General features: G+C 67.8%; 24 protein-coding genes, 1 tRNA gene and 1 riboswitch. Of the genes, 9 read left to right on the top strand and 16 right to left on the bottom strand.

The window, feature by feature from the left end:
* Position 1: 1 nt before the first annotated feature.
* Genes AC04ME_RS09505 through idi form a run of 8 tightly spaced genes read right to left on the bottom strand, consistent with a single transcriptional unit; the run spans position 2 to position 7,915 of the window.
* Positions 2–2,188, bottom strand: coding sequence for an MMPL family transporter (locus AC04ME_RS09505; RefSeq protein WP_475434709.1), 2,187 nt, complete (start codon positions 2,186–2,188; stop codon positions 2–4).
* A gap of 45 nt (positions 2,189–2,233) precedes the next feature.
* Complete coding sequence (locus tag AC04ME_RS09510) at positions 2,234–3,121, bottom strand: prenyltransferase (RefSeq protein ID WP_475434711.1); 888 nt, start codon at positions 3,119–3,121, stop codon at positions 2,234–2,236.
* Positions 3,118–3,462, bottom strand: a complete 345-nt coding sequence (locus AC04ME_RS09515; protein WP_056373570.1) for a lycopene cyclase domain-containing protein — start codon at positions 3,460–3,462, stop codon at positions 3,118–3,120. The genes AC04ME_RS09510 and AC04ME_RS09515 overlap by 4 nt, the downstream gene beginning before the upstream one ends.
* Entirely contained in the window at positions 3,459–3,800 is a 342-nt protein-coding gene (locus AC04ME_RS09520) for a lycopene cyclase domain-containing protein (RefSeq protein WP_042539838.1), read from the bottom strand. Before AC04ME_RS09520 ends, AC04ME_RS09515 begins: the two co-directional genes overlap by 4 nt.
* Complete coding sequence (gene crtI, locus AC04ME_RS09525; RefSeq protein WP_475434713.1) at positions 3,800–5,401, bottom strand: phytoene desaturase family protein; 1,602 nt, start codon at positions 5,399–5,401, stop codon at positions 3,800–3,802. The genes AC04ME_RS09520 and crtI overlap by 1 nt, the downstream gene beginning before the upstream one ends.
* A complete protein-coding gene (locus AC04ME_RS09530; protein ID WP_475434714.1) occupies positions 5,398–6,303 on the bottom strand; it encodes a phytoene/squalene synthase family protein in 906 nt (301 codons plus the stop codon). The genes crtI and AC04ME_RS09530 overlap by 4 nt, the downstream gene beginning before the upstream one ends.
* Entirely contained in the window at positions 6,300–7,391 is a 1,092-nt protein-coding gene (locus AC04ME_RS09535) for a polyprenyl synthetase family protein (RefSeq protein ID WP_475434715.1), read from the bottom strand. Before AC04ME_RS09535 ends, AC04ME_RS09530 begins: the two co-directional genes overlap by 4 nt.
* Before the next feature lie 2 nt (positions 7,392–7,393).
* Positions 7,394–7,915: an isopentenyl-diphosphate Delta-isomerase gene (gene idi / locus AC04ME_RS09540; RefSeq protein WP_079113265.1), complete on the bottom strand. Its 522-nt coding sequence runs from the start codon at positions 7,913–7,915 to the stop codon at positions 7,394–7,396.
* Between the two features lie 77 nt (positions 7,916–7,992).
* Between idi and AC04ME_RS09545 the strand changes: the two genes are divergently transcribed.
* Positions 7,993–8,637: a MarR family winged helix-turn-helix transcriptional regulator gene (locus AC04ME_RS09545; protein ID WP_079113264.1), complete on the top strand. Its 645-nt coding sequence runs from the start codon at positions 7,993–7,995 to the stop codon at positions 8,635–8,637.
* Between the two features lies 1 nt (position 8,638).
* Here the strand turns inward: AC04ME_RS09545 and AC04ME_RS09550 are convergent, their stop codons facing one another.
* The 3 genes from AC04ME_RS09550 to AC04ME_RS09560 form a co-directional block, all read right to left on the bottom strand.
* Positions 8,639–8,983 (bottom strand): histone-like nucleoid-structuring protein Lsr2, encoded by a 345-nt coding sequence (locus AC04ME_RS09550; RefSeq protein ID WP_042539847.1) that lies wholly within the window; start codon positions 8,981–8,983, stop codon positions 8,639–8,641.
* A gap of 38 nt (positions 8,984–9,021) precedes the next feature.
* Positions 9,022–9,348 carry a DMT family transporter gene (locus AC04ME_RS09555; protein WP_042539849.1) on the bottom strand — a complete coding sequence of 109 codons (327 nt, stop codon included), beginning with the start codon at positions 9,346–9,348 and terminating at the stop codon, positions 9,022–9,024.
* Between the two features lie 10 nt (positions 9,349–9,358).
* Positions 9,359–9,425: riboswitch (guanidine-III (ykkC-III) riboswitch) on the bottom strand.
* Positions 9,426–9,489: 64 nt separating this feature from the next.
* On the bottom strand, positions 9,490–10,347 hold the full coding sequence (locus AC04ME_RS09560) for a LuxR C-terminal-related transcriptional regulator (protein ID WP_042539851.1): 858 nt from the start codon (positions 10,345–10,347) through the stop codon (positions 9,490–9,492).
* Between the two features lie 109 nt (positions 10,348–10,456).
* On the opposite strand from AC04ME_RS09560, the gene AC04ME_RS09565 reads away from it, so the two are divergent.
* Both AC04ME_RS09565 and AC04ME_RS09570 read left to right on the top strand, forming a co-directional pair.
* Positions 10,457–10,804, top strand: coding sequence for a DUF485 domain-containing protein (locus tag AC04ME_RS09565; RefSeq protein WP_042539853.1), 348 nt, complete (start codon positions 10,457–10,459; stop codon positions 10,802–10,804).
* Entirely contained in the window at positions 10,801–12,438 is a 1,638-nt protein-coding gene (locus tag AC04ME_RS09570; protein ID WP_475434716.1) for a solute symporter family protein, read from the top strand. Before AC04ME_RS09565 ends, AC04ME_RS09570 begins: the two co-directional genes overlap by 4 nt.
* Before the next feature lie 62 nt (positions 12,439–12,500).
* Here the strand turns inward: AC04ME_RS09570 and AC04ME_RS09575 are convergent, their stop codons facing one another.
* Positions 12,501–13,016 (bottom strand): methylated-DNA--[protein]-cysteine S-methyltransferase, encoded by a 516-nt coding sequence (locus tag AC04ME_RS09575; protein ID WP_475434717.1) that lies wholly within the window; start codon positions 13,014–13,016, stop codon positions 12,501–12,503.
* A 190-nt stretch (positions 13,017–13,206) separates the two neighbouring features.
* On the opposite strand from AC04ME_RS09575, the gene AC04ME_RS09580 reads away from it, so the two are divergent.
* Both AC04ME_RS09580 and AC04ME_RS09585 read left to right on the top strand, forming a co-directional pair.
* Complete coding sequence (locus AC04ME_RS09580; protein ID WP_396654523.1) at positions 13,207–16,926, top strand: AAA family ATPase; 3,720 nt, start codon at positions 13,207–13,209, stop codon at positions 16,924–16,926.
* Entirely contained in the window at positions 16,919–17,113 is a 195-nt protein-coding gene (locus AC04ME_RS09585; protein ID WP_475434718.1) for a hypothetical protein, read from the top strand. Before AC04ME_RS09580 ends, AC04ME_RS09585 begins: the two co-directional genes overlap by 8 nt.
* Positions 17,114–17,200: 87 nt before the next feature.
* Here the strand turns inward: AC04ME_RS09585 and mscL are convergent, their stop codons facing one another.
* From mscL to AC04ME_RS09600, 3 genes are read right to left on the bottom strand one after another with little or no spacing between them, the layout of a single operon-like run.
* Positions 17,201–17,626: a large conductance mechanosensitive channel protein MscL gene (mscL, locus tag AC04ME_RS09590; RefSeq protein WP_475434719.1), complete on the bottom strand. Its 426-nt coding sequence runs from the start codon at positions 17,624–17,626 to the stop codon at positions 17,201–17,203.
* Positions 17,627–17,654: 28 nt separating this feature from the next.
* Entirely contained in the window at positions 17,655–17,927 is a 273-nt protein-coding gene (locus tag AC04ME_RS09595) for an FmdB family zinc ribbon protein (protein ID WP_475434720.1), read from the bottom strand.
* Between the two features lie 15 nt (positions 17,928–17,942).
* A complete protein-coding gene (locus AC04ME_RS09600) occupies positions 17,943–18,539 on the bottom strand; it encodes a 5-formyltetrahydrofolate cyclo-ligase (protein ID WP_042539864.1) in 597 nt (198 codons plus the stop codon).
* A gap of 40 nt (positions 18,540–18,579) precedes the next feature.
* On the opposite strand from AC04ME_RS09600, the gene galU reads away from it, so the two are divergent.
* From galU to AC04ME_RS09620, 4 genes are all read left to right on the top strand, one after another.
* A complete protein-coding gene (gene galU, locus AC04ME_RS09605) occupies positions 18,580–19,467 on the top strand; it encodes a UTP--glucose-1-phosphate uridylyltransferase GalU (protein ID WP_042539866.1) in 888 nt (295 codons plus the stop codon).
* A 39-nt stretch (positions 19,468–19,506) separates the two neighbouring features.
* On the top strand, positions 19,507–20,118 hold the full coding sequence (locus AC04ME_RS09610; protein ID WP_042539893.1) for a GNAT family N-acetyltransferase: 612 nt from the start codon (positions 19,507–19,509) through the stop codon (positions 20,116–20,118).
* A gap of 82 nt (positions 20,119–20,200) precedes the next feature.
* Positions 20,201–21,058 (top strand): hypothetical protein, encoded by an 858-nt coding sequence (locus AC04ME_RS09615; RefSeq protein ID WP_475434721.1) that lies wholly within the window; start codon positions 20,201–20,203, stop codon positions 21,056–21,058.
* A gap of 49 nt (positions 21,059–21,107) precedes the next feature.
* Positions 21,108–21,180: transfer RNA gene (locus tag AC04ME_RS09620), tRNA-Ala, on the top strand.
* Positions 21,181–21,344: 164 nt separating this feature from the next.
* Here AC04ME_RS09620 and AC04ME_RS09625 read toward each other — a convergent pair.
* On the bottom strand, positions 21,345–21,758 hold the full coding sequence (locus tag AC04ME_RS09625; RefSeq protein WP_475434722.1) for a ribosomal maturation YjgA family protein: 414 nt from the start codon (positions 21,756–21,758) through the stop codon (positions 21,345–21,347).
* Positions 21,759–21,766 lie beyond the last annotated feature (8 nt).

Raw genomic sequence — 21,766 nt, forward strand, 5'->3', positions numbered from 1 at the left:
CTCAGTCGCGACCGCTCCGCCACAGCTTCGACGGCCACCAGATCACTCGACCCAGGTCGTAGGCGAGCGCAGGTACGAGCAGCGAGCGCACCACGAACGTGTCGAGCAGCACGCCGAACGCCACGATGAACGCGAGCTGTGCCAGGAACAGGATCGGGATCACCGAGAGTGCGGCGAAGGTCGCAGCGAGCACGAGACCGGCGGAGGTGATCACGCCTCCCGTGATCGAGAGCCCGCGGAGGACTCCCTCGCGAGTGCCGTGCTCGAGAGACTCCTCGCGCACTCTGGTCATCAGGAAGATGTTGTAGTCGATCCCCAGTGCGACCAGGAACACGAACCCGTACAGCGGCACGGCAGGGTCGGCGCCGGGGAAGCCGAAGACGCCGTTGAACATCAGCGCCGAGACGCCCATGGCTGTGCCGAACGACAGCACGGTGGTGATGATCAGCAGCACCGGGGCGAGGATCGAGCGCAGCAGCAGCATGAGGATGAGCATGATGACGACGAGGACCACGGGGATGATCAGGTTGCGGTCATGGATCGACGCGTCGTTCGTGTCGATCGCCGTCGCCGTCACACCGCCCACGAGTGCGTCGAGCTCGTGCAACTCGACGCGGAGCTCGCGCACCGTGGCAGCAGCAGCATCGGAGTCCGCCGCGTCGGTCAAGGTGCCCTGCAGCAGCACCTCGCCATCCACCACCGTCGGCTCGGGCACGGGGGTACCTGGAGGGCCGACCGCGACGAGTCCGTCTTCGTTGACCGTCGCCGCACCGCTCGGCGAATCGGCCGCCGTCACCGAGACGCCGTCGATGCCGTCGTCGGCGAGCAGCACGTCGGCGGCATCCTGCAGCCTGTCCTCTGCGACGACCACGTAGACCGGGCTGCCGGAGCCGCCGGGGAAGTGCTCGCCGAGGGCCACCTGTCCGTCGCGGGCCTCCGAGGCGCCGAGCACGAGGTCGGATGCCGGCACGCCGACGGCGTTGAGCTGCAGCACGCCGGAGGCGCCGGCGAGCAGCACGAGAGTCGTGACGATCCAGATCGCGCGGGGGCTCTTGGTGATCATGCCGGCCAGGCGCGCCCACAGCCCGGTCTTGCGCATGCCGTGCTCTTCGGCGACGACCTCGGGCTCGAACTTCGGACGCCGGGGCCAGAACACCGCGCGGCCGAACAGCAGCAGCAGCGCAGGAAGCAGAGTGAGCGCTGCGAGCATCGCGAACACGATGCCGATCGCGGCCACCGGCCCGAGAGTGCTGTTGGACTTGAGGTCGCTGAGCAGCAGGCACAGAAGGCCGGCGATCACGGTGCCGCCGGAGGCGACGATCGGCTCGAAAGAGCCCTTCCACGCAGCCAGCACGGCTGTTCCCTTGTCCTGAACGACGCGGAGCTCTTCACGGAACCGCGCCACGAAGAGCAGGGCGTAGTCGGTCGCCGCTCCGATCACCAGGATGAACAGGATGCCCTGGGTCTGTCCGCTGAGCAGCAGCACCTCGAACTTGGCCAGCCACCAGACGACGAGCAATGCCACGCAGAGCGCGAACAGGCTGGTCGAGAGCACGACGATCGGCAGCAGGAACGAGCGGTAGACCAGCACCAGGATGACGAGCACCGCGAGAAGGGCGACGCCCAGCAGCAGTCCGTCGATGCCGGCGAACCCGGCGACGAGGTCTGCGCTGAAGCCCGCGGGACCCGTGATGTAGACGGTGACGCCGCCAGGAGCGGCTTCCCGCAGCTGAGCGCCGAGCGCGTCGATCGCATCGGCGAGCTCCGCGTCGCCCTCGATGGGGATGAACGCCTGCACCGCCTTGCCGTCTTCGGACGTCAGAGCGGGGGAGACATCCTCGCTCACACCCTCCACCGAGGGGGCGTCGGCGACGGCATCCGAGATGGTCTGCAGATCCGACTCCGAGAGCTCGTCATCGGACACGAAGACGGCGATCGCAGGAATGGCGTCGCTGTCGTTGAATTCGCCGAGGAGCTTCTGCACCTGGGTGGCATCAGCGGATTCGGGCAGATAGCTCGTCTGATCGTTCGACGAGACCTCATCGACCTTGCCGAACAGCGGGCCGCCGAGCCCCGCCCCGACCAGCCACACCAGGATCAGGGCGACGGGGATGAGGATGCGCGCCCAGGAGTGTCGCCGCGTGCGCACTCGGGTCGGCGGGTTGGGCGCGTTCTCAGGGCGGGACATCGGGTTCCTCTCGGAAGGTGCAGGGCGGGGAACAGGGATGGGGCGTCAGGAGACCCAGGCGAGGATGAGGATCATCGTCGCGAGGAACCCGGCGAAGTAGTTGAGGAAGATGAAACGCCGCCAGGCGCGGTTGGTGCCCGCGGAGGTCTCGTCGGTGACGTTCCACCAGGGCGCGGCGTTCACGATGTACGGCAGCGCGAGCGCAGCGCCCAGCGGACCCGGCCACGAGGTGAACAGCATCGCGACGCCGGCCAGCGCCCAGAGCGCGATCGACAGCCGCACCGTCGCACGGGCTCCGATCACGGTCGCGATCGAGCCGATCCCGCCTTCGCGGTCGGGTGCGATGTCCTGCACCGCGCCGAAGGCGTGTGCCGCCATGCCCCACAGGAAGAACGCGATGAGCACGATGACCGCCGTGGGCGTGGCCGATGCCTCGGCCAGGGCGAGACCCACGATCGCCGGGGTCACGAAGTGCAGGCTCGAGGTCGTCGAATCGAGGAATGCCCGCTCCTTGAACCGGAGCCCCGGCGCGGAGTAGGCGATCACGGCGAACACGCTGATCGCCAGCCAGAACCAGGACGCGGGGTTTCCGACCACCACGAGGTAGACGAGGAACGGGATGTTCGTCACGACCGCCGCCCACAGTGTGGCCCGGTGGATGCGGGGGGAGAGCAGCGCGCCTTCGATCCCGCCCTTGCGCGGGTTGGCGAGGTCGGACGCGTAGTCGAACACGTCGTTGATGCCGTACATCGCCAGGTTGTAGGGCACCAGGAAGTACAGCGTGCCGATGATCAGCGTGAGGTCGATCTCGCGGGTGCTGAGAAGGTATGCGGCCGCGAAGGGGAATGCCGTGTTGATCCAGCTGATCGGACGGGATGACAGGACGATCTGCGCGATGTCGCGACCGACGGATCCGCGGGCCGACGAGGTCATGAGGGATCCTCGTCGGCGGTTCTGACGTCGTCACGAGCGCGTCGACGGGCGCGCAGCGCCGCCCACAGAGTCGGCAGCAGCACCGCCCCGGCGAGCGGATAGGCGAAGTCCTCGAGAGGCGCGAGACCGATGTGCACGCCGAGCAGATGATCGGCGGAGTAGTGGAACAGGCCCGTCGCGATCATCACCGTGTCGAACACGGCGGTGAGGATGAAGAGCACGACGACGGTCACGGCCACGGCGCCGAGGTGGGCGCGATGCCGGCCCGAGACGACGGACAGCACGATGGCCGCCACCACCGCGGCGCCGACGAACCACGCGGAGAGCTCGAGGTAGGTCACTGTGCGACCTCGCTCGGGCGTCGGGTCAGTCTCGTCAGGATGCGCACGGCGCCGGTGTAGACGATCATCGTGCACACGACCAGGAAGAGAAGGAAGACCGGCTCCTCGATCGGGAGCTCGGGGGCGAGGACGATCCCTGTCGCGATGGCCGACTCGCCACGGAAGAAGATCCCTCCGGCGATGCCCGCGACGTCCCAGACGAGGAAGAACGCGAGCCCGACGGCCGTGACGACGGACGCGGAGACGGCGTCGCGCCAGAAGAAGAGCCGGAATCTCCGATCGAGCAGCAGCATGCATCCGAGGGTGGCGAGCAGGACCACCGGATATACGAAGCCCATCACGCGGTTCCGCTCGCAGACTCAGCGGTGGCCGAGACGTCGAGAGGTCCACTGGAGTGGTCGCCGCGGATCCGCTTGAGAACGATCTCGGCGCTGATCAGGCACATCGGCACGCCGACCCCCGGTGCGGTCGTGGCGCCCGAGTAGTACAGCCCCGTCACCTGGCGCGACTCGTTCTGAGCGCGGAACATCGCGCTCTGGGAGAGGATGTGCGCCGGTCCCAGCATCCCGCCGCGCCACGAGTTGTAGTCCTCGAGGAAGTCTGCGGGACCTTTCGTCTCACGCACCACGATGCGCTCGCGCAGGTCGTCGATGCCGGCCCAGCGCGAGATCTGGTCGATCGCGGCATCCGCTGCCCGCTCTATCGCCGCAGATCCGCCGCCGTCGGAGCCGCCCGCGCCCAATGCGGTGTCGGCAGGGATCGGCACCAGCACGAAGAGGTTCTCGTGCCCTTCGGGGGCGACGGTGCTGTCGGTGGCGCTCGGACGGCAGACGTACGTCGAGGCGGGGGAGGGGATCTCGGGCGCATCGCCGAAGATGGCGTCGAAGTTGGCATCCCAGTCTTCGGTGAAGAACAGCGAGTGGTGCGGCAGCTCGGGCAGAGAGCCGCGGACGCCGAGCATCACGAGCACGGCACCTGGTCCGCTGGTGCGCCGCTGCCACCACGAATCGGGGTACGTGCGAAGGTGCGGTGGGAGCAGCGCCGTCTCGGTGTGATGCAGATCGGCGCCGGAGACGACGATGTCGGCGTCTGCCGTGTGCGCGACTCCGTCGGAGTCGCGCCACTCGACACCCGTCACAGTGGGTGCGCCCGACCGGATGCCGGTGCTGATCGCCGTGACGTCGGCATCCAGCACGATCCTGGCGCCCGCCGCCTCGGCCAGCTCCGCGATGCGCTCGACGACGCGCCAGAACCCGCCCTGCGGATAGCTGACGCCCTCGTCGAGATCGAGAGCGCTCATGAGGTGGTACATCGCCGGGGCGGTGCGGGGATCGGTGCCGAGGAACACCGCGGGGTATCCGAGCAGTTGACGGATCACCGGGTCTCGGAAGCGCCGAGCGGCGAACGACTGCAGGCGCGTGCCCAGAAGGGTGAAGAGACGAGGAAGGGCTCGCAGCACCTCCGGCGTCATCAGCGTGCGCAGCCGCGTGAACGGGTTGTAGAGGAAGTAGCGTTCGGCCATGACGCGCGCGTCGTGCGCCGAGTCGAGATACGCGTCGAGCGCCTGCGCCGAGCCGGGCTCGCGGGACTCGAACAGACGAGATACCGCCGCGCGCCCGAAGGGCACGGTGACGGAGGGCGATGGGTGCCCGTCCGATTCCGGTGCCTGGAAGACGCGGTACCCGGGATCGAGGAGCGTCAGGTCGAGCTGATCCTGCGTCGAGGTGCCCATCATCTCGAAGAAGTGGTCGAACACCTCGGGCATGAGGTACCACGACGGCCCGGAGTCGAACCGGAAGCCGTCGCGCTCTATGGTGCCCGCGCGACCACCGACGCGGCTGTTCTTCTCATAGACGGTCACGTCGTGACCGTCGCGGGCGAGCAGTCCTGCGACAGCGAGACCGGCGACTCCCGCGCCGATCACCGCGACCCGGCTCATCGGTTCCGCTCCAGCGCCGTCACGAGCACGGACCGCGTGGCCAGCAGCGCCTTGATCGGATCCGGCACGCGCACCCGGCGCTCGTAGAGGCTCGAGGCCGGAGTCTTCGCGACGCGTCTCGTCAGGGCGGCGAACAGCGCGTGGGCGCTGCGCACGGCGGCGCGAGCGTCTTTGGGCAGCAAGGGGATCGAGCGTGCCGCATCGTCGAGCTGCGCCGTGATGGTGCGAACCCAGTCGTCGCGGTCGGCATCGGTGAGGCGGCCGCCGTCGCCGAGATAGCCGCGCTGGAGGCGCTCGGTGTCGTCGRCGAGGTCACGGAGGAAGTTGACGTTCTGGAACGCGGCGCCGAGCTGTCGTGCTCCGTGGGTCAGGGTCTCGAGTTCGCCGGTGGTGCGCGTGTCTTCTCGCAGGAACACCCGCAGGCACATCAGTCCGACCACCTCGGCCGAGCCGTAGACATAGCGCTCGTGCGCCGCCGCGTCGTAGGCGGTGAAGCCGGTGTCGCCCGCGATGTCTGCGGCCATCGAGTCGAAGAACGGCTGCGTGAGATCCTCGCCGATCCCGCACTCCCTCGCCGTGCGCGCGAAGGCGTGCAGCACGAGGTCCGTGCTGTATCCGACATCCATCGCCCGGTGGGTCTCGGCCACATAAGACGCGAGCGCGCCGGTCTGCGCGGACTCGTCGAGTCCTGCCTGCGCGGCGACGCCGTCGACGATCTCGTCGGCGATGCGAACCATGGCGTAGATGTTGCGCACATGCTGGCGATGTCTCTCCCCGAGCAGTCGGGTCGCCAGCCCGAACGACGTCGAGTATGTGCGGATGACCTCGGTGGATGCTGTGTCGGCGGCGCGGTTGAACCGTCCCAGACTCGCACCCGACGCGTCGTGAGGGGTCGGGTTCATGCCTGTCGTCCTTCGAGGCGAGACGCGGAGACCAGAATCGACCGCGCGGCATCCGAGCTGATCTCGCCGGCGAGCTCCGCCTCTGACAACAGCGCGTAGACCGCGTCGAGCTGATCTCCGATGAGGCCGACGACGAATCGCTCGGCTCCGCATTCGCGCAGCAGGTCGCGCATCGCGGTGGCGTCCTGGAGGCTCAGATCCGCGGAACCGAATCGGGGCGCGATGCGCTCCCAGGTGCCCGTCGATCGGGCGAAGGCGATGAGGGCCGTCTCCTTGCCCTCCCGCAGATCGGAGAACGCATCCTTGCCATGTGTGCGGTGGTCTCCGAAGACACAGAGCAGGTCGTCCTGCAGCTGATATGCGAGACCCAGGTGGCGGCCCACGGACTGCAGCGTCGCTTCGGCCGAATCGGAGGAGTCGGCGAGGAGCGCCGCTGCTCTCAGAGGCAGTGAGAACGAGTAGGTCGCCGTCTTGTAGACGCTCATGGTGAGGACGGTGTCGACGTCCGACGCGATGATCCCGTGGCTCAGCGCCACGTCGGTGTGCTCGCCGGCCACCGTCTCGAGGATGGTCTGCTCGACGAGATCGAGCAGGCGTCGTCGTGCGTGCGCCGAGACCTCTGCCCGGGCGAAACCCATGATCGTGGCCGAGAGCATCAGATCGCCCATCAGGATCGCGCTGGATCTTGCCCAGTGCAGCGAGTCCTCCTCGGAGGTGGCCGGCGTGCTCGCCGCGAGCTCTCCGATCAGGTTCGGTCGCTTGCGGCGGGTCAGGTCTCCGTCGATGACATCGTCGTGCAGCAGGAAGGCGTAGTGCAGCAGCTCGATGTGCGTCGCGATGTCGACGGCGGCCACCGTCGCGCTGTCGTCGGCGGACGGGACGAGTGCGCGATGGATGTCGAGCAGCAGCCTCGGGCGAACGAGCTTGCCGCCGAGTGCATGGTCTGCGGTCGCGCGCCAGAGCGCAGCGAACTCGGTTCCATACGCCTCTGCGTTCTCGCAGTGCAGGGCGAAGCGCTGGCGGAGCATCTCTTCGACTCGAGGGCTCAGGTCCTCTCGCGGCGCGGCCTGCGTCACGGTCACGGTCATGGTCACACCACCCCGAGGTCGCGGAGCTGGGGGAGCTGCTCGACGAGCCAGGGGCTGAAGGCGAAGGGAGCGCCGATCACGGAGTCGGCGAACTCCGCCGGGTCGACCCATGCCCACTCGGCGACCTCGTCGGGGTCAGGGGAGAGGGGGCCGTCTGCGATGGCCACATGGACGGGGCAGATCTCGTTCTCGACGATTCCGCTCGCGTCGACGGCCCGGTAGCGGTAGTCGGGCAGCACCAGGGAGACGTCGGTGAGGCGGAGCCCGAGTTCGTCCTGTGCGCGTCGATGCACGGCGTCGGTCATGTCTTCGCCGGGGCGTGGGTGACCGCAGAAGCTGTTGGTCCAGACGCCGGGCCATGTGCGCTTCGCGAGCGCTCGTCGCGTCACCAGAAGACGCCCCTCACGATCGAAGACGTGGCAGGAGAAGGCCAGGTGAAGAGGGGTATCGGTCGTGTGGACCGTGTCTTTCGCACTGGTGCCGATCGCGACTCCGTCTGCAGAAAGGAGGGTGACCTCATCCAACGGGGGAACCTCCTCGATTTTCGCTAGCTTAGCTAATAATCAACATAACATGAAACATTCGTGTGTAGCATGATGTCATGCACGACGGACCCGACGCCACCCCCCGCGGAAGCGGCGCGTCCGACGTCCTCTCTCGACAGGAGGCGGGCTCGCCGGACGGCGTCGCGCACGCGGCGATCTACGACGTCGAGTCCGCGGATCCGCGGAGCACCCTGATCGACCGGTCGGGAGTCGCACCGGAGGACCTGCGCCAGATCGCGCTGGTGATGGGAGCACTCGGCGAGCTCAGGGACGCTGAGCAGAAGCTGTCGCTCGCCTCGCGCCGCTACATGCGCCTCAACGACACGGACATGCGAGCGCTGCATTATCTGATCGTCTGCGCGAACCGCGGTGCGACGGCCACTCCTGGGGGCATCGCCACCCACCTCGGCATCTCGACGGCGTCGACGACCAAGCTGCTCGACCGCCTGGAGAAGGGCGGCCACATCCGGCGCGCACCGCATCCGACCGACCGGCGTGCTCTGGCGATCACCATCACTCCGGAGACGCGACAGGCGGCGATGGAGACGGTGGGTCGTCAGCAGGCCAAGCGCTTCTACTCAGCGGCGCGGTTGACGGCGGACGAGCGTGACGTCGTCATCCGATTCCTGTCGGACATGGCGAAGGAGATCACGCTCCGGGATGAGCCGTGGGCCCAACCCGGAGTCGCGACCTCCGAGTGAGTCAGTGCGCGGCGTTGTACGCCTCGACGACCGGAGCAGGAATTCGTCCCCGCTCTGAGAGCGTGTAGCCGTTGTCGTTGGCCCACGCCCTGATCGCGGCGACCTCCGGATTGCGGCCGGCACGCTTGCGAGGTGCCGCCGATCGCGCCGACACGGCGGAGCCGGCCCGACGCCCTGCCGAGATATACGGCTCGAGTGCCGCGCGCAATTCTTCTGCGTGAGCGGTATTCAGATCGATTTCGTACGAGGTTCCATTCAGCGAGAAATGCACGGTCTCGCCTTCACCGACATCCAGAACGCTTCCGTCGATGTCGTCTACCAGCTGGTGCACAATTCTTCTTGCCATGGAAATGACAATACTCCGAATTGACGAGCCTGAGGATATTACTCGTGACCGGGGTCGATCAATTTCAATCCGACGATGCATCCGACGAGTCCGAGAAGCAACAGGATGCGCACCCAGGAGACCTCGCTGTCACCCGTGACCATCGCCCAGACGACGGTGAGTGTCACACCGATTCCGACCCATACGGCATATGCGGTTCCGGTCGCGATATCACGCATCGCGAATGCGAGTCCGATCATCGAGAGGATCAGACCACCCGCGAAGATGATGCTCGGCCAGAGCTTGGTGAGTCCCTCGGATTTGCCCAGGGCAGTCGCCCACACGGCCTCGAGAACACCGGAGACGATCAGCACGATCCACGACATGACGGTCCTTTCGGACCAGTCTTTTCGCTCACCGGGTACTGGTCTGCCTCGTCCGGGGCCGGGGTTCACCGACCGGTGTCCACGATAGCCGTCAGCGCTGGGCAGCGCCTGTGCAGCCCTGATGCCGCGCGTGCCGGCGGCTCAGGGGAGCAGCCCGGCGCGGCGCGCCTTGGCCACAGCAGCGTGGCGGGTCGACGCGTCGAGCTTCGACATGGCCGTGCCGAGGTAGGCCTTGACCGTGCCCTCGCGGAGGCCCAACTGACCGGCGATCTCCGCATTCGTCGCCCCGAGGGCCGCGCACGCGAGCACATCGGTCTCCCGACGGGAGAGATGAACGGTCGAGATCGGTCCGGTCCCCGGCGGGACAGCATCCTCGGCGAGCATCACGAGACGCTGTTCCACCTGCGCGATTCGCGCGCGCAGTTCGGCGTCATCGACGGACGCCGCGATGCTGCGAAGCTCGGCGAAGCTCTCGCGCAGCTCTTCGCGATGACGCGGCGCGACGGAATCGGATGCCGGTGCCACCGAACGAAGTCGTCGCTCCACCTCGTCGCGGACGCGGAGCTCCTCAGCCACGGACTGCGCGACCTGCATCGCCGGAGCGGTCGTCACGCCTCCGACGGGTGTCCTGTCCCAGGCTCCCGCATAGAGGATGCCTCGAGGGCGACCGCTCACGACGATGGGCAGAGCGAGCAGGGTCCGCAGTCCTTCGCCGAGCACGAACACGTCGTAGTCATGGGTGATCTGCTGGGAGGATCCGTAGTCGCTGGTCATGCGGGGGCGCAGTTCCATCATCGCCCGCCCTCCGAGGCCGCGCTCGGGTCTCACTCGCAGCCCGTCGAGACTGCGGGTGCGGTTTCCGACGATGCTGGTCACGCTGACGACACCCTCGTCGATGAGCCCACCGAAGGCGACCGGGAACCGGGTGCGCTGAGCGAGCTCGCGCACTGCTCTGGCGACGAGCTCGGTCTCTGATTCCATCCGGGTCGATGTGGTCACGACTACCTACTTTCGGGGGTGACGGCGCTGTTCCCCGTTTCGTAGCGTCGACCCTATCATTCGCCTGGGAAACCGGGGCGAGCCGCAGCACATGAGGCAAGGAGGCCCCATGACCGACCATCAGACGGCTGATTCGCCGGGAGCGATCGACTACATCGCTGTCGAGCAATCACCACGATTCCGCGAGTTGAAGAAGACGCAGCGATCGTTCATCTTCCCGCTCGCGGCGTTCTTCCTCATCTGGTATTTCGTCTACGTCCTGCTCGCCGCATTCGCGATCGACTTCATGTCGCAGAGGGTGTGGGGCGATATCACCGTCGGACTGCTCATGGGGCTCGGGCAATTCGTCACCACTTTCGCGATCACGATGGGCTACGTCGCGTTCGCCAACCGGCGGCTCGATCCGATCGCCACGGAGATCCGTGAAGAGCTCGAGAAGGCGCAGGGAGAAGCATGAACATCATTCACGCAGCCACCCAGCCGGTCACGGCCGAGAGCAATCACGTCCTCAACATCTCGATCTTCCTGGCTTTCGTCGCGGTGACGCTTTTCATCGTGATTCGGGCGAGCAAGAACAACAAGACGGCGGCTGACTACTATGCCGCCGGCCGCTCGTTCACGGGGCCGCAGAACGGTTTCGCGATCGCCGGCGATTATCTGTCGGCGGCGTCGTTCCTCGGAATCTGCGGAGCGATCGCGATCAACGGTTATGACGGATTCCTGTATTCGATCGGATTCCTGGTCGCCTGGCTCGTCGCACTGCTTCTCGTCGCGGAGCTCATGCGCAACACCGGCAAGTTCACGATGGCCGACGTGCTGTCCTTCCGTCTGAAGCAGCGCCCGGTGCGCATGGCGGCCGCGATCACGACGCTCGCCGTGTGCTTCTTCTACCTGTTGGCGCAGATGGCGGGTGCCGGCGGCCTGGTCTCGCTGCTGCTCGGAATCGACGGCCGGATCGGGCAGTCGATCGTGATCGCCGTGGTCGGTCTGCTGATGATCGTCTACGTCCTCATCGGCGGCATGAAGGGCACGACCTGGGTGCAGATCGTCAAGGCGTTCCTGCTCATCGGCGGTGCCATCGCGATGACGATCTGGGTGCTGGCGATCAACGGGTTCAGTCTCAACACGCTGCTCGAGGGAGCGGTGGCGAATTCCGACAAGGGCGATGCCATCCTCGGACCGGGGCTGCAGTACGGGGCTAACCCCTGGGACTTCGTGTCTCTCGGCATGGCCCTCGTGCTCGGAACCGCCGGGCTCCCGCATGTGCTGATGCGCTTCTACACGGTGCCCACCGCCAAGGAGGCTCGTCGTTCAGTGGTGTGGGCCATCTGGCTCATCGGCGGCTTCTATCTGCTCACGCTGGTGCTCGGATATGGAGCGGGCGCGCTCGTCGGCGCGGATGTGATCGCGGCAGCACCCGGCGGACCGAACTCGGCCGCCCCGCTGCTCGCGCTCTATCTGGGCGGACCGGTGCTGCTCGGCTTCATCTCGGCGGTCGCCTTCGCGACCATCCTCGCCGTGGTGGCCGGACTCACGATCACGGCAGCCGCCTCGTTCGCGCATGACATCTATGCGAACGTGATCCAGAAGGGCAAGAAGGACTCCGCGGGCAACCCGGTCGAGCCCGACCCCGACGGCGAGGTGCGCGTCGCGCGACGAACGGTGGTCGTGATCGGCATCCTCGCCATCATCGGCGGCATCGGCGCGCAGGGGCAGAACATCGCCTTCCTCGTGGCGCTCGCCTTCGCGGTCGCCGCCTCGGCGAATCTGCCGACGATCCTGTATTCGCTGTTCTGGAAGCGATTCAACACCCGTGGCGCGGTCTGGAGCATGTACGGCGGTCTTGCGGCGGCGATCATCCTCATCGTCCTGTCGCCGGTGTTCTCCGGTTCGCCGACGTCGATGATCCCCGGAATCGACATCGTCCTCTGGCCGATGAACAATCCGGGCATCGTATCGATCCCGCTCGGCTTCTTCCTCGGCTGGCTCGGAACCGTCACGAGCCGCACCAAGGAGTCGCCGCTCCTGGCCGCCGAGATGGAGGTGCGGTCGCTCACCGGGTTCGGAGCAGAGAAAGCCGTGGATCACTGATCCGGCGATGAAGCGATCGTGGACCCCGACGGCCTACTCGTCGGGGTCCACGTCGTGTGCGGTCAGCTGTGCGACTCGAGATCCAGAAGGAACCTCTTGCGCTCCGGATGCGCGCCGTACTGCCCCGCCGYTCCGTCGGACCGCACCACGCGGTGAACCGGGACGACGATCGAGAAGGGGGAGAGGCGGCACGCGGTGCCGACGGCGCGCGCGGCGCCGGGACGACCGGCCAGCACCGCGATCTCGCCGTAACTCATCGTCTCTCCCCACTCGATCGTGCTGATCGTCTGCAGAGCGGTGCGAGCGAACCCGTTGACGAGGCGCCAATCGAACTCCAGATGATCCTCGAATCGCACCGGCGCGCCGTCGAAGTAGGCGTCGAGGAGCTCGGTCACGTCGTCGGCTGCTCCGGGGTCGGGATCGGGGACGGCGCCGAGCTGGCCCGAGACGTTCTCGAGAACCCAGGGGACCGAGGGATCGTCCGATTCCGAGAGGTCGAATCGGACGAGCCCCTCGTCGGAGAACACGGCGAGTGCGTCTCCGAAGGGGGTCGGTGCGAAGTCGTAGCGGAAGGTCATGCCTCCATACTGACCGCAGCGATCGAGCGCGGGCATCATCACGGGCGCGACCGGGGGAGACGCCGCTGATTCACGGCTGGCGTGCAGAAGCAGTCCGCATGCACCTGATCCAGCCCCCTGATGGGCGGAAATCCGGTGAAACCCGCCAGGGATACCGGCTGCGGGGCGAGGCGCGCTTAGTGTGTGAGGTGTGTGGCGACGTGAAGGCAAGGCTGCGGATGACGCGGCGACCGATGCCGCAGTGACCCTCGGCGAATTGCACGAGCCGGTCTCCGGTATCGGCATCGCGCATGCCGCCGAAGCGGAGCGCACCCGGCTGCGTGCGGAAGCCGCGGACCTCGGCGGCTCATCGCCGCTCGTCAACTTCCGCGACACGGTCGAGTCCGGCATCGACATCTCGAAGGCCCACCCCGGCAGCCTTCCCCAGTTCATCACCGGCAAGTCCACCCTGCTGTCGAACCTCTACCGCGACGAGGTCGGTCTGCGGACCGCGAGGCTCGCCGCCGAGCGGATCACCGCGAAGAACACCGAGCTGCGCACCGTCCGCGGCATCGAAGCCGTGCACCTCGCGGTCGGGGTCGCCGGATGGCGCATCGGCGGGGCTGAGTTCTCGGCACCCGTGCTCCTTCGCCCGCTGGCGATCCGACGGCACCATTCCGATTTCGAGCTCAAGCTGCAGGGTGCCTTCGAGGTGAACCCGGAGCTCGTGCGGATCGCGCGCGAGCACTTCGGCATCACGATCGACGCCGCAGCGCTCGCCGCCCTCGCCTACGACGGCGGGATCTTCAAGCCCCAACCCGTGATCGACAGCCTGCGTGCCACGACGCGATCGATCGACACCTTCACCGTGCTGCCGAGGCTCGTGGTCTCGACCTTCGCCGACGTCGGCGGCGCGATGTCCCGCGACGGGGGCAGCCTCGACCACGTCGTGCTCAACGCTCTCGCCGGACACGTCGGCGACCGCGAACAGGTCTCCGCCCGCAGACCCGACCCGCACCACACCGGACCGGATGACCGCGCACCGGCATCCGACAACCTGCTGCTCGACGCGGATGCCGAGCAGGAGGCCCTTCTCGCGAAGATCGCGGCCGGCCATTCGCTGACCGTCGCGACTCTCCCCGGCACCGGCGGCACGCAGACCGTGATCAATGCGCTCGGCGAGCTCGTGCGCGCCGGCAAGCGCGTGCTCGTCGTCTCGGCTCGGCGCTCGACCCTCGACGGGGTGAGGCACCGCCTCGCGGGCATCGGTCTCGACAGCCTGGCGGTCTCACCCGCCAGCGTGCGCCGCGACCTCGTGCGCGCGATCGGCCGGAACGAGAAGGCGACCGCTCCGAAGGTCAGCGACGTCGATGACGCGCTGGTCCGTCTGCGCGCCGTGCTGCGGGACTACCGGCACGCGCTCACCGCTCCGGTCGCGGGAACGAACTCGTCGGTGCTCGACGCCACGCGTCACCTCACGAGGCTCGCCTCCCTGCCCACTCCGCCGTCGACCACCGCGCGGCTCAGCGCCGAGACCCTCCGCCGTCTCGCCGACGATCGCTCATCGGCTGCCGCAGCGCTCGCGCACGCGGCGCGCTTGGGCGAGTTCCGCTTCGGCCCGAACGACTCACCCTGGTACGGCGTGACCTTCTCGAGCACCGAGGCTGCGAAGTCCGCGCATCAGCTGGCGGCGCGCCTGCACTCCGAGAGCGTGCCTGCCCTGCTCGAGCGGGGTTATGCGCTGATCGCCCAGACGCACATGCGTCCGTTCTCGACCATCGACGAGCTCGGCGAGTACCTGCGGCTCCTGCAGGGCATCCGTGATTCCCTCGACCGGTTCAGCCCCACCGTGTTCGAGCGCCCGCTGGGGGAGCTCATCCAGGCCCACGGTTCACGCCGCGATGCGCCGGCCATGTCCGGAGCCAACCGGCGCCGTCTGCGTCGACTCGCGAAGGAATACGTCCGCCCCGGAGTGCACGTCACCGAGATGCATGAGTCGCTGCTCCGCATCCAGGCGCAGCGCACCCAGTGGCAGCGATTCGTGGAAGCCGGTGTCGCACCCGAGGTGCCGCTCGGCCTCGCCGACGTCTACGCCTCCTGGCAGCGCGTCACGGCCGAGCTCGCAGAGCTGGACGTCGCGCTCGGACGCAGGGAGCCGCTCTCGACGCTTCCCGTGGCGCGTCTCGTGCGCACTCTCGCGGGCCTCGCGGCCAAGTCCGATGTCTTCGACAACCTCGTCGAGCGCGCGCAGCTGCGCGATCGACTGGCCGAACTCGGTCTCGAGCCGCTGCTGGCGGAGTTGTCCGTTCGGCACGTGGCCGAGTCGCGCGTGGGGGACGAGCTGGAGTTCGCCTGGTGGCAGACGCTGCTCGAGCGCGCTCTGCAGGAGGACCGGGCGCTGCTCGGCGCGAACACGGCGGTGGTCGATCGGCTCGAGCGGGACTTCCGTCTCGTCGACGAGGCGCATGCCGCGATGGCAGGTCCGCTTCTCGCATGGCAGCTCGCGAACCAGTGGAAGATCGCGATCGTCGACGAGCCGCAGGAATCCCAGAATCTGAGGCGCGCACTGAAGCAGCCCGCGACGACGACGGCCGAGATCGTGAGCTCCGCGCCGACGCTCGTCGACGTGCTCGCGCCGGTCTGGATCTCGTCGCCCTACCTCGTGCCGCAGATACCCGACTCGGTCGAGTTCGACACGGTTCTCCTCGTCGACGCGGCCGCCATCAACCTGGCGGAAGCCGCCCCGGCGATCCGCCGTGCGCGCCAGGTCGTGGCGTTCGGAGACCCGGTCACGCAGCTGCCGACCGCGTTCCACGTCGCGGTCGACCCGGGTTCCGAGTGGGAGCACGAGGTTCCCTTCGACTCCGTGTCGGTGTTCGAGCGGCTGTCCGAGCTGCTGCCGGTGATGACCCTCACGCGCAGCTACCGCGCCGGCGGCGAAGACCTCGCCGAACTCATCAACGACGCGTTCTACGGCGGCGAGATCGTCTCCCTGCCCTGGGCGGGGTCGTATCTGGGACGCGGCAGCCTCACCGTCGACTACGTCGAAGGCGGCACGGGAGCGCCCGACCCCGTATCGGGTGCGGTGGAGAGCCCCGAGGCCGAGGTCGCCCGCGTCGTCACTCTGGTCGTCGAGCACGCCGTGCATCGCCCGGACGAGTCGTTGATGGTCGTCACGGCGAGCAGGCGTCACGCCGAGCGCGTGCGCGCGGCGGTCACCTCCGCCTTCGCCGGACGATCGGATGTCGCCGACTTCGTCGGTCGCGACACCGCCGAGCCCTTCGCGGTGCTCACGCTCGAGGAGTCCGTCGCCGAGAGTCGCGACCGCGTGATCTTCTCGCTCGGCTACGGCCTCACCAAGCACGGCCGGGTGCTCAGCGACTTCGGTGACCTCTCGACGCCGGACGGCGAGCGGCTGCTCACCGTGGGAATGACCCGCGCCCGGCGGTCCATGGTCATCGTCTCGTCGATCCGCCCCTCCTCGTTCGACGACGGTCGACTCGAGTTCGGCGCGGCCACGCTGATGTCGATCCTGGGCGGCCTCGCCACCCGCGCACGCGATGCGCGCCTCGAAGACCTCGCCGATCCGCTGACGCTCGCACTCGCACGCGAGCTGCGCCGCCTCGGCGCCTCCGTCGACGTGGACTATCGCGGCCTGCTGCCGCTCGTCGCCCAGCACAACGGCAAGGCGGTCGTGATCGAGTCCGACCCGGAGTCTCGTGGCGAGTCGCTGCGCGAGACGCTCCGACTGCGCCCGCATGTGCTGCGTCGCCTCGGTTGGCACTACGTGCGCGTGCATGCGTTCGATCTCTACAGCGACCCGGTCACCGCGGCCTCGCGCATCGCCGGTGTCCTGGGCATCTCGGCATCCGCGGCTCGCGCCGACAACGACACGCAGCCGATCGATCTCACCGATCCGCAGAATGACTGACCAGCGCGACCCTGACGCACCCCGGCAGAAGGTCGTGCGCATCGCCGGGTCGAGACGTGCCCGGCTGACACCCGTGCCGGGAACCGACACCGACCCGGAACGGGTCGTGAAGGACCCCCAGCGGCCGAAGGGCCCGAAGGGTCCGAACGACGATCAGCTGATGCAGGACGTGCCGCCGCACTACTGAACACCTGCCCCTGCGCCTTCTGCAGGGGATACGACGAAGCGCACGGTCCGATCAGGGCCGTGCGCTTCGTCGTAGGACGATGCCGCGTCAGCTGCGCGAGCTGTTCCTGGCGAGCAGGTCGCGGATCTCGACGAGCAGCTCGGCTTCGGTCGCGGCGGCCGGCTCCTCCTCCGGCTGCTCGGCGGGCGTGCCCTTGCGAGCCTCGACGTGCGCCTTGAACGTGTTCATCGGCAGGACGAAGACGAAGTAGACCACCAGGGCGACCGACAGGAAGCTGATGACCGCCGAGATCAGGTCGCCGATGGGGAACGTGACCGTGTCGCCGTAGATGCTCTGCAGCTGCGGCCCGAAGTTTCCGGTCGCGTCTGCCTTGAAAAACAGGGAGACGAGCGGGGTGATGATGCTGTTGACCACGGCGGTGACGATCGCCGTGAACGCGGTGCCGATGACCACGGCGACGGCCAGGTCGATCACGTTGCCGCGGAGGATGAAGTCCTTGAAGCCTTTGAGCATGGTGAGTGCCTCCGAAGAGTCGATGTGGTCAGGATGAGGTGCTGGTCGACGCGGGCGCCGGAGTGGTGCTCTTCGCCGGCTCCAACTTCGATGATGCCGGTGCGGACGTCGATGCGCCAGAACCCGCGCGCGAGTCGTTGCGGTAGAAGCCCGATCCGTTGAACGTCACGCCGATCGATCCGTACTGCTTGCGCAGCTCGCCGCCGCACTCGGGGCAGACGGTGAGAGCGTCGTCCGAGAAGCTCTGCACGGCGTCGAAGGCGTGGCCGCACGAACGGCAGGCGTAGGCATAGGTGGGCATGGCGATCCTCGCGGGTCAGCGTCGCGTCGGCGACAGGTGGAGGGTCTGCGTGGGAGTGACGACGCCGGACACCGGCTGATCGTGCACCTCCCTCGGCAGGAAGTCGAGTACCTCGGAATCATAGATGACTGCGTAGACAGGCGGGCACTTCTCCATCGATCCGATGGTCTTGTCGAAGTATCCGCGCCCCCAGCCCATGCGCATCCCGGTGCGGTCGACCGCGGCGGCAGGGATGATCATCAGGTCGACGTCGTTCACGGCGATCGGCCCGAGGACCTCGCCTGTCGGCTCGGGCAGTCCGAACAGCCCCTCGGCGACGTCGTCGTCATCGGTCGCCACCGCCCAGTCGAGCAGACCGTCTGCGCGGGTCACCGGAAGCAGGACCCGGATGCCGCGGCGCACAGCCCCGGTGACGAACTCCCTCGTGCCCGGCTCGGTCGTGGTCGAGAGGAAGCACGAGATCGACCGGGCGCCGAGCGATGCGACGAGCTCGTCGAGTCGCTGCGTGATGGCGGATGCCGCGATCTCCCGCTGCGCGTCGCTCAGCAGCTGGCGGCGTTCGCGGAGCTCGGCGCGAAGCGCGCGCTTCTCGTGCTCGACGTCGTGAGGCATGCCTCCGAGTCTACGGCGGCATCCCCACTAGGCTGTGTGGATGGGTATTAGGAAGATGAAGGCTGTCATTCCCGCCGCAGGACTGGGAACACGGTTCCTGCCTGCGACGAAGGCGATGCCGAAGGAGATGCTGCCGGTCGTCGACAAGCCGGCCATCCAGTACGTCGTCGAAGAGGCCGCCTCAGCCGGGATCGACGACATCCTCGTCATCATCGGCCGCAACAAGAACGCGATCTCCAACCACTTCGACTCGGTTCCCGAGCTCGAGGTGAAGCTGATGGAGAAGGGCGACACGGGTCGTCTGGCTCGGGTCATCCACTCGAGTGATCTCGCTGACATCCACTTCGTCCGTCAGGGCGAGCCGAAGGGCCTCGGTCACGCGGTGCTGCGTGCCCGCACGCACGTCGGCGACAGCTCTTTCGCCGTGCTCCTGGGCGACGACCTCATCGACGAGCGCGACCAGCTGCTGACCGAGATGATCGCCGAGCACGAGCGCTCCGGCGCCGCCGTGATCGCCCTCATGGAGGTCGACCCCGCGAACATCCACATGTACGGCGCCGCAGCCGTGGAGGACATCGAAGGATCGGATGCCGTGCGCGTGACCGACCTCGTCGAGAAGCCGGCCGCCGAAGACGCTCCGTCGAACCTCGCGATCATCGGTCGCTACGTTCTTCCCGCGTCGATCTTCGAGGTGCTCGAGCACACCGAACCCGGCAAGGGCGGAGAGATCCAGCTGACCGACGCGCTGCAGGTGCTGGCGACCAGGCCCGAGGGCCCCGGCGTGGTCGGCGTGATCTTCCGCGGCCGCCGCTATGACACCGGTGACCGCGTCGACTACATCAAGGCGATCGTGCAGCTGGCCTCAGATCGCGACGACCTCGGCCCCGAGCTGCGCCCGTGGCTGAAGGAGTTCGCGGAACGCCTCTAGGCGTCATCGCGGGGCGCACGGATGGATCAGGCGACGGGGATGCGGCACGGTCTCATCGAGCTGCGCCTCGTGCGCTCACGCGACGCGAGGGCTCTGCAGCATGAGCTGTTGAGCAACCGCTCGTGGCTGCAGCCGTGGGAGGCCACCGTCCCCTACGGCTCGGTCTCGTTCGACATGCGGCTCAGCATCCGTCGATTGCTTCAGCAGTACCGAGACGGCGCTGGCTACCCGTTCGTCATGGAGTACGACGGCGAGATTGCCGGGCAGCTCAACGTCTGGGGAGTCGCCAGGGGGTCGCTGTGCTCGGCGACCATCGGCTACTGGGTGAGCGAGCGGTTCGCCGGCAAGGGCATCACGCCGACGGCCGTCGCGCTCGCGACCGACGCGTGCTTCACCGAGTACGCACTGCATCGCATGGAGATCTGCATCCGCCCCGAGAACGTCGCGAGCCTGAGGGTCGTGCAGAAGCTCGGTTTCCGCTATGAGGGGCTGCGTCGCCGGTACATCCACATCGATGGGGACTGGCGCGATCACTACGCATTCGCCCTGACACGTGAGGATGTGCCGCAGGGCGTGCTGGCCCGCTGGTTGAACGGCGAAGTGCCCCCGGACGCCGCGACGATCCCTCCTTCCGACCGTTTCGCGCTCTGACACGCCGCTGAGTTCAGAACTCGTCGCGACACACGCTGCCACTGAGCGTCGTGACCATCGATGTTCCCGTACCGTTGTCGACATGGACGGGCCAGTGCTGAGCGGGGGAGTGATAGTCCTCGTCGCTGTGCTCCTGTGGATGCTCTATCTGCTGCCGTCATGGCGCGGACGCTTCCAGTACGACGCCGCCGAGCGCAACGCCGTCAGGCTGAACCAGGCCCTGCGGGTGCTCGCCGAGACCAGCGAGACTCCCGGCGAGGTGCGCCTCGAGCTCAATGCGCGGACGGCCCTCGCGCAGCAGAAGCTCGCGAAGCGCCTGCAGTCCGAGAAGGAGGCCGCCGAGCTCATGCTCCTCCGTGAAGAGCTCGCGGCCACGAGGGCTGATCCTGTCATGCGCCAGGCACGCGCTCGTCGCCGCGTGCGCATCGTCGCCACCTCGACTCTGCTTCTCGGTCTCGTCATCGCCGGGCTGGGCGTGTGGCAGCTGATCGCCGGTCAGGCCCAGCTGCTGCTGTGGATCGGCGGAGCGATGATCGTCGTGGCCGGCTACGCCCTGCAGCGCATGTCGTCGGTCGCCGCTCGTGCAGCCCGACGCTCCGTTCGGGAGGCCGAGCAGCCCGTGCAGAGAGTGGCGCCCGAACTGCACGACCAGGGTCGAGCGACATGGACTCCGCGTCCACTGCCCGAGCCGCTGGTGACCGTCGCAGGCTCTCGTGCGCAGGTCGCGCGAGCAGAGCTCGATGCGCAGGAGGAGCGCCGGACCGCGGCTCGCCTCGCCGAGCTGCGCGAGCGCGCCGAGCGTCTGGCGCCCGCGACGCCGGTGCAGATCCCCGCCGCCGCGACGGCGGCATCTTCTCCCTTCGCGAAGATGGGATATGTCGACGATGCCGAGATCGAGGCGCACGTCCGCGACCTCCTTGCGAAGCGCGCAGCCGGCTGATCTTCGCGGCGCGAGCGGGTCTTCGAGCGTGATAGCGTAGAAGACGTCAGGGCCTATGGCGCAGTTGGTAGCGCGCCTCGTTCGCATCGAGGAGGTCAGGGGTTCGAATCCCCTTAGGTCCACAGACAGACGAGAGCCCCCCGAGCGAAGCACGGGGGGCTCTCGTCTGTCTATACGGCTGAGTGATTCGGGGAGCCACCGCAGCGCAGCGAGGATGGCGGAGTCCCCTTAGGTCCACAGACAGCAAGACCCCCCGAGCACCGCCCGGGGGGTCTTTCGCTGTCCGTCAGGTGCGTGCCCTGCGACGACGGCTGACCGCGACGTCTACGAGGGTCGCGACGCCGGCGCCCACCGCGTATGCGGCGAGGTCGCGCGCGTCGAAGCCGATGCCCAGGACCAGCCGCACCGGCCAGAAGCTCTCCGCCCACAGCCCCGGCAGGCCGGTGAGCTGGAAGCACTCGACGAGCGTGCACAGGGTCAGCGCGGTCACGCCGACGACCCAGCAGGCGGCGCGAGGGAACACGATGGCGATGAACAGGTAGATCATCACCGCATAGAGCGCATCGCCGGCCAGSTCCGCTATCGGGCCGCTGCCGACGAAGTGCGTGACGAGTCCCGCCGCGACCACGAGTGCGGCGCCGACGAGCAGACCTCGTCGACGTGCACGCACGGGCGAATCGCGACCCGCGGGCGACGGCATCCGCGTCT

This window comes from Microbacterium sp. LjRoot205 (assembly GCF_056175745.1).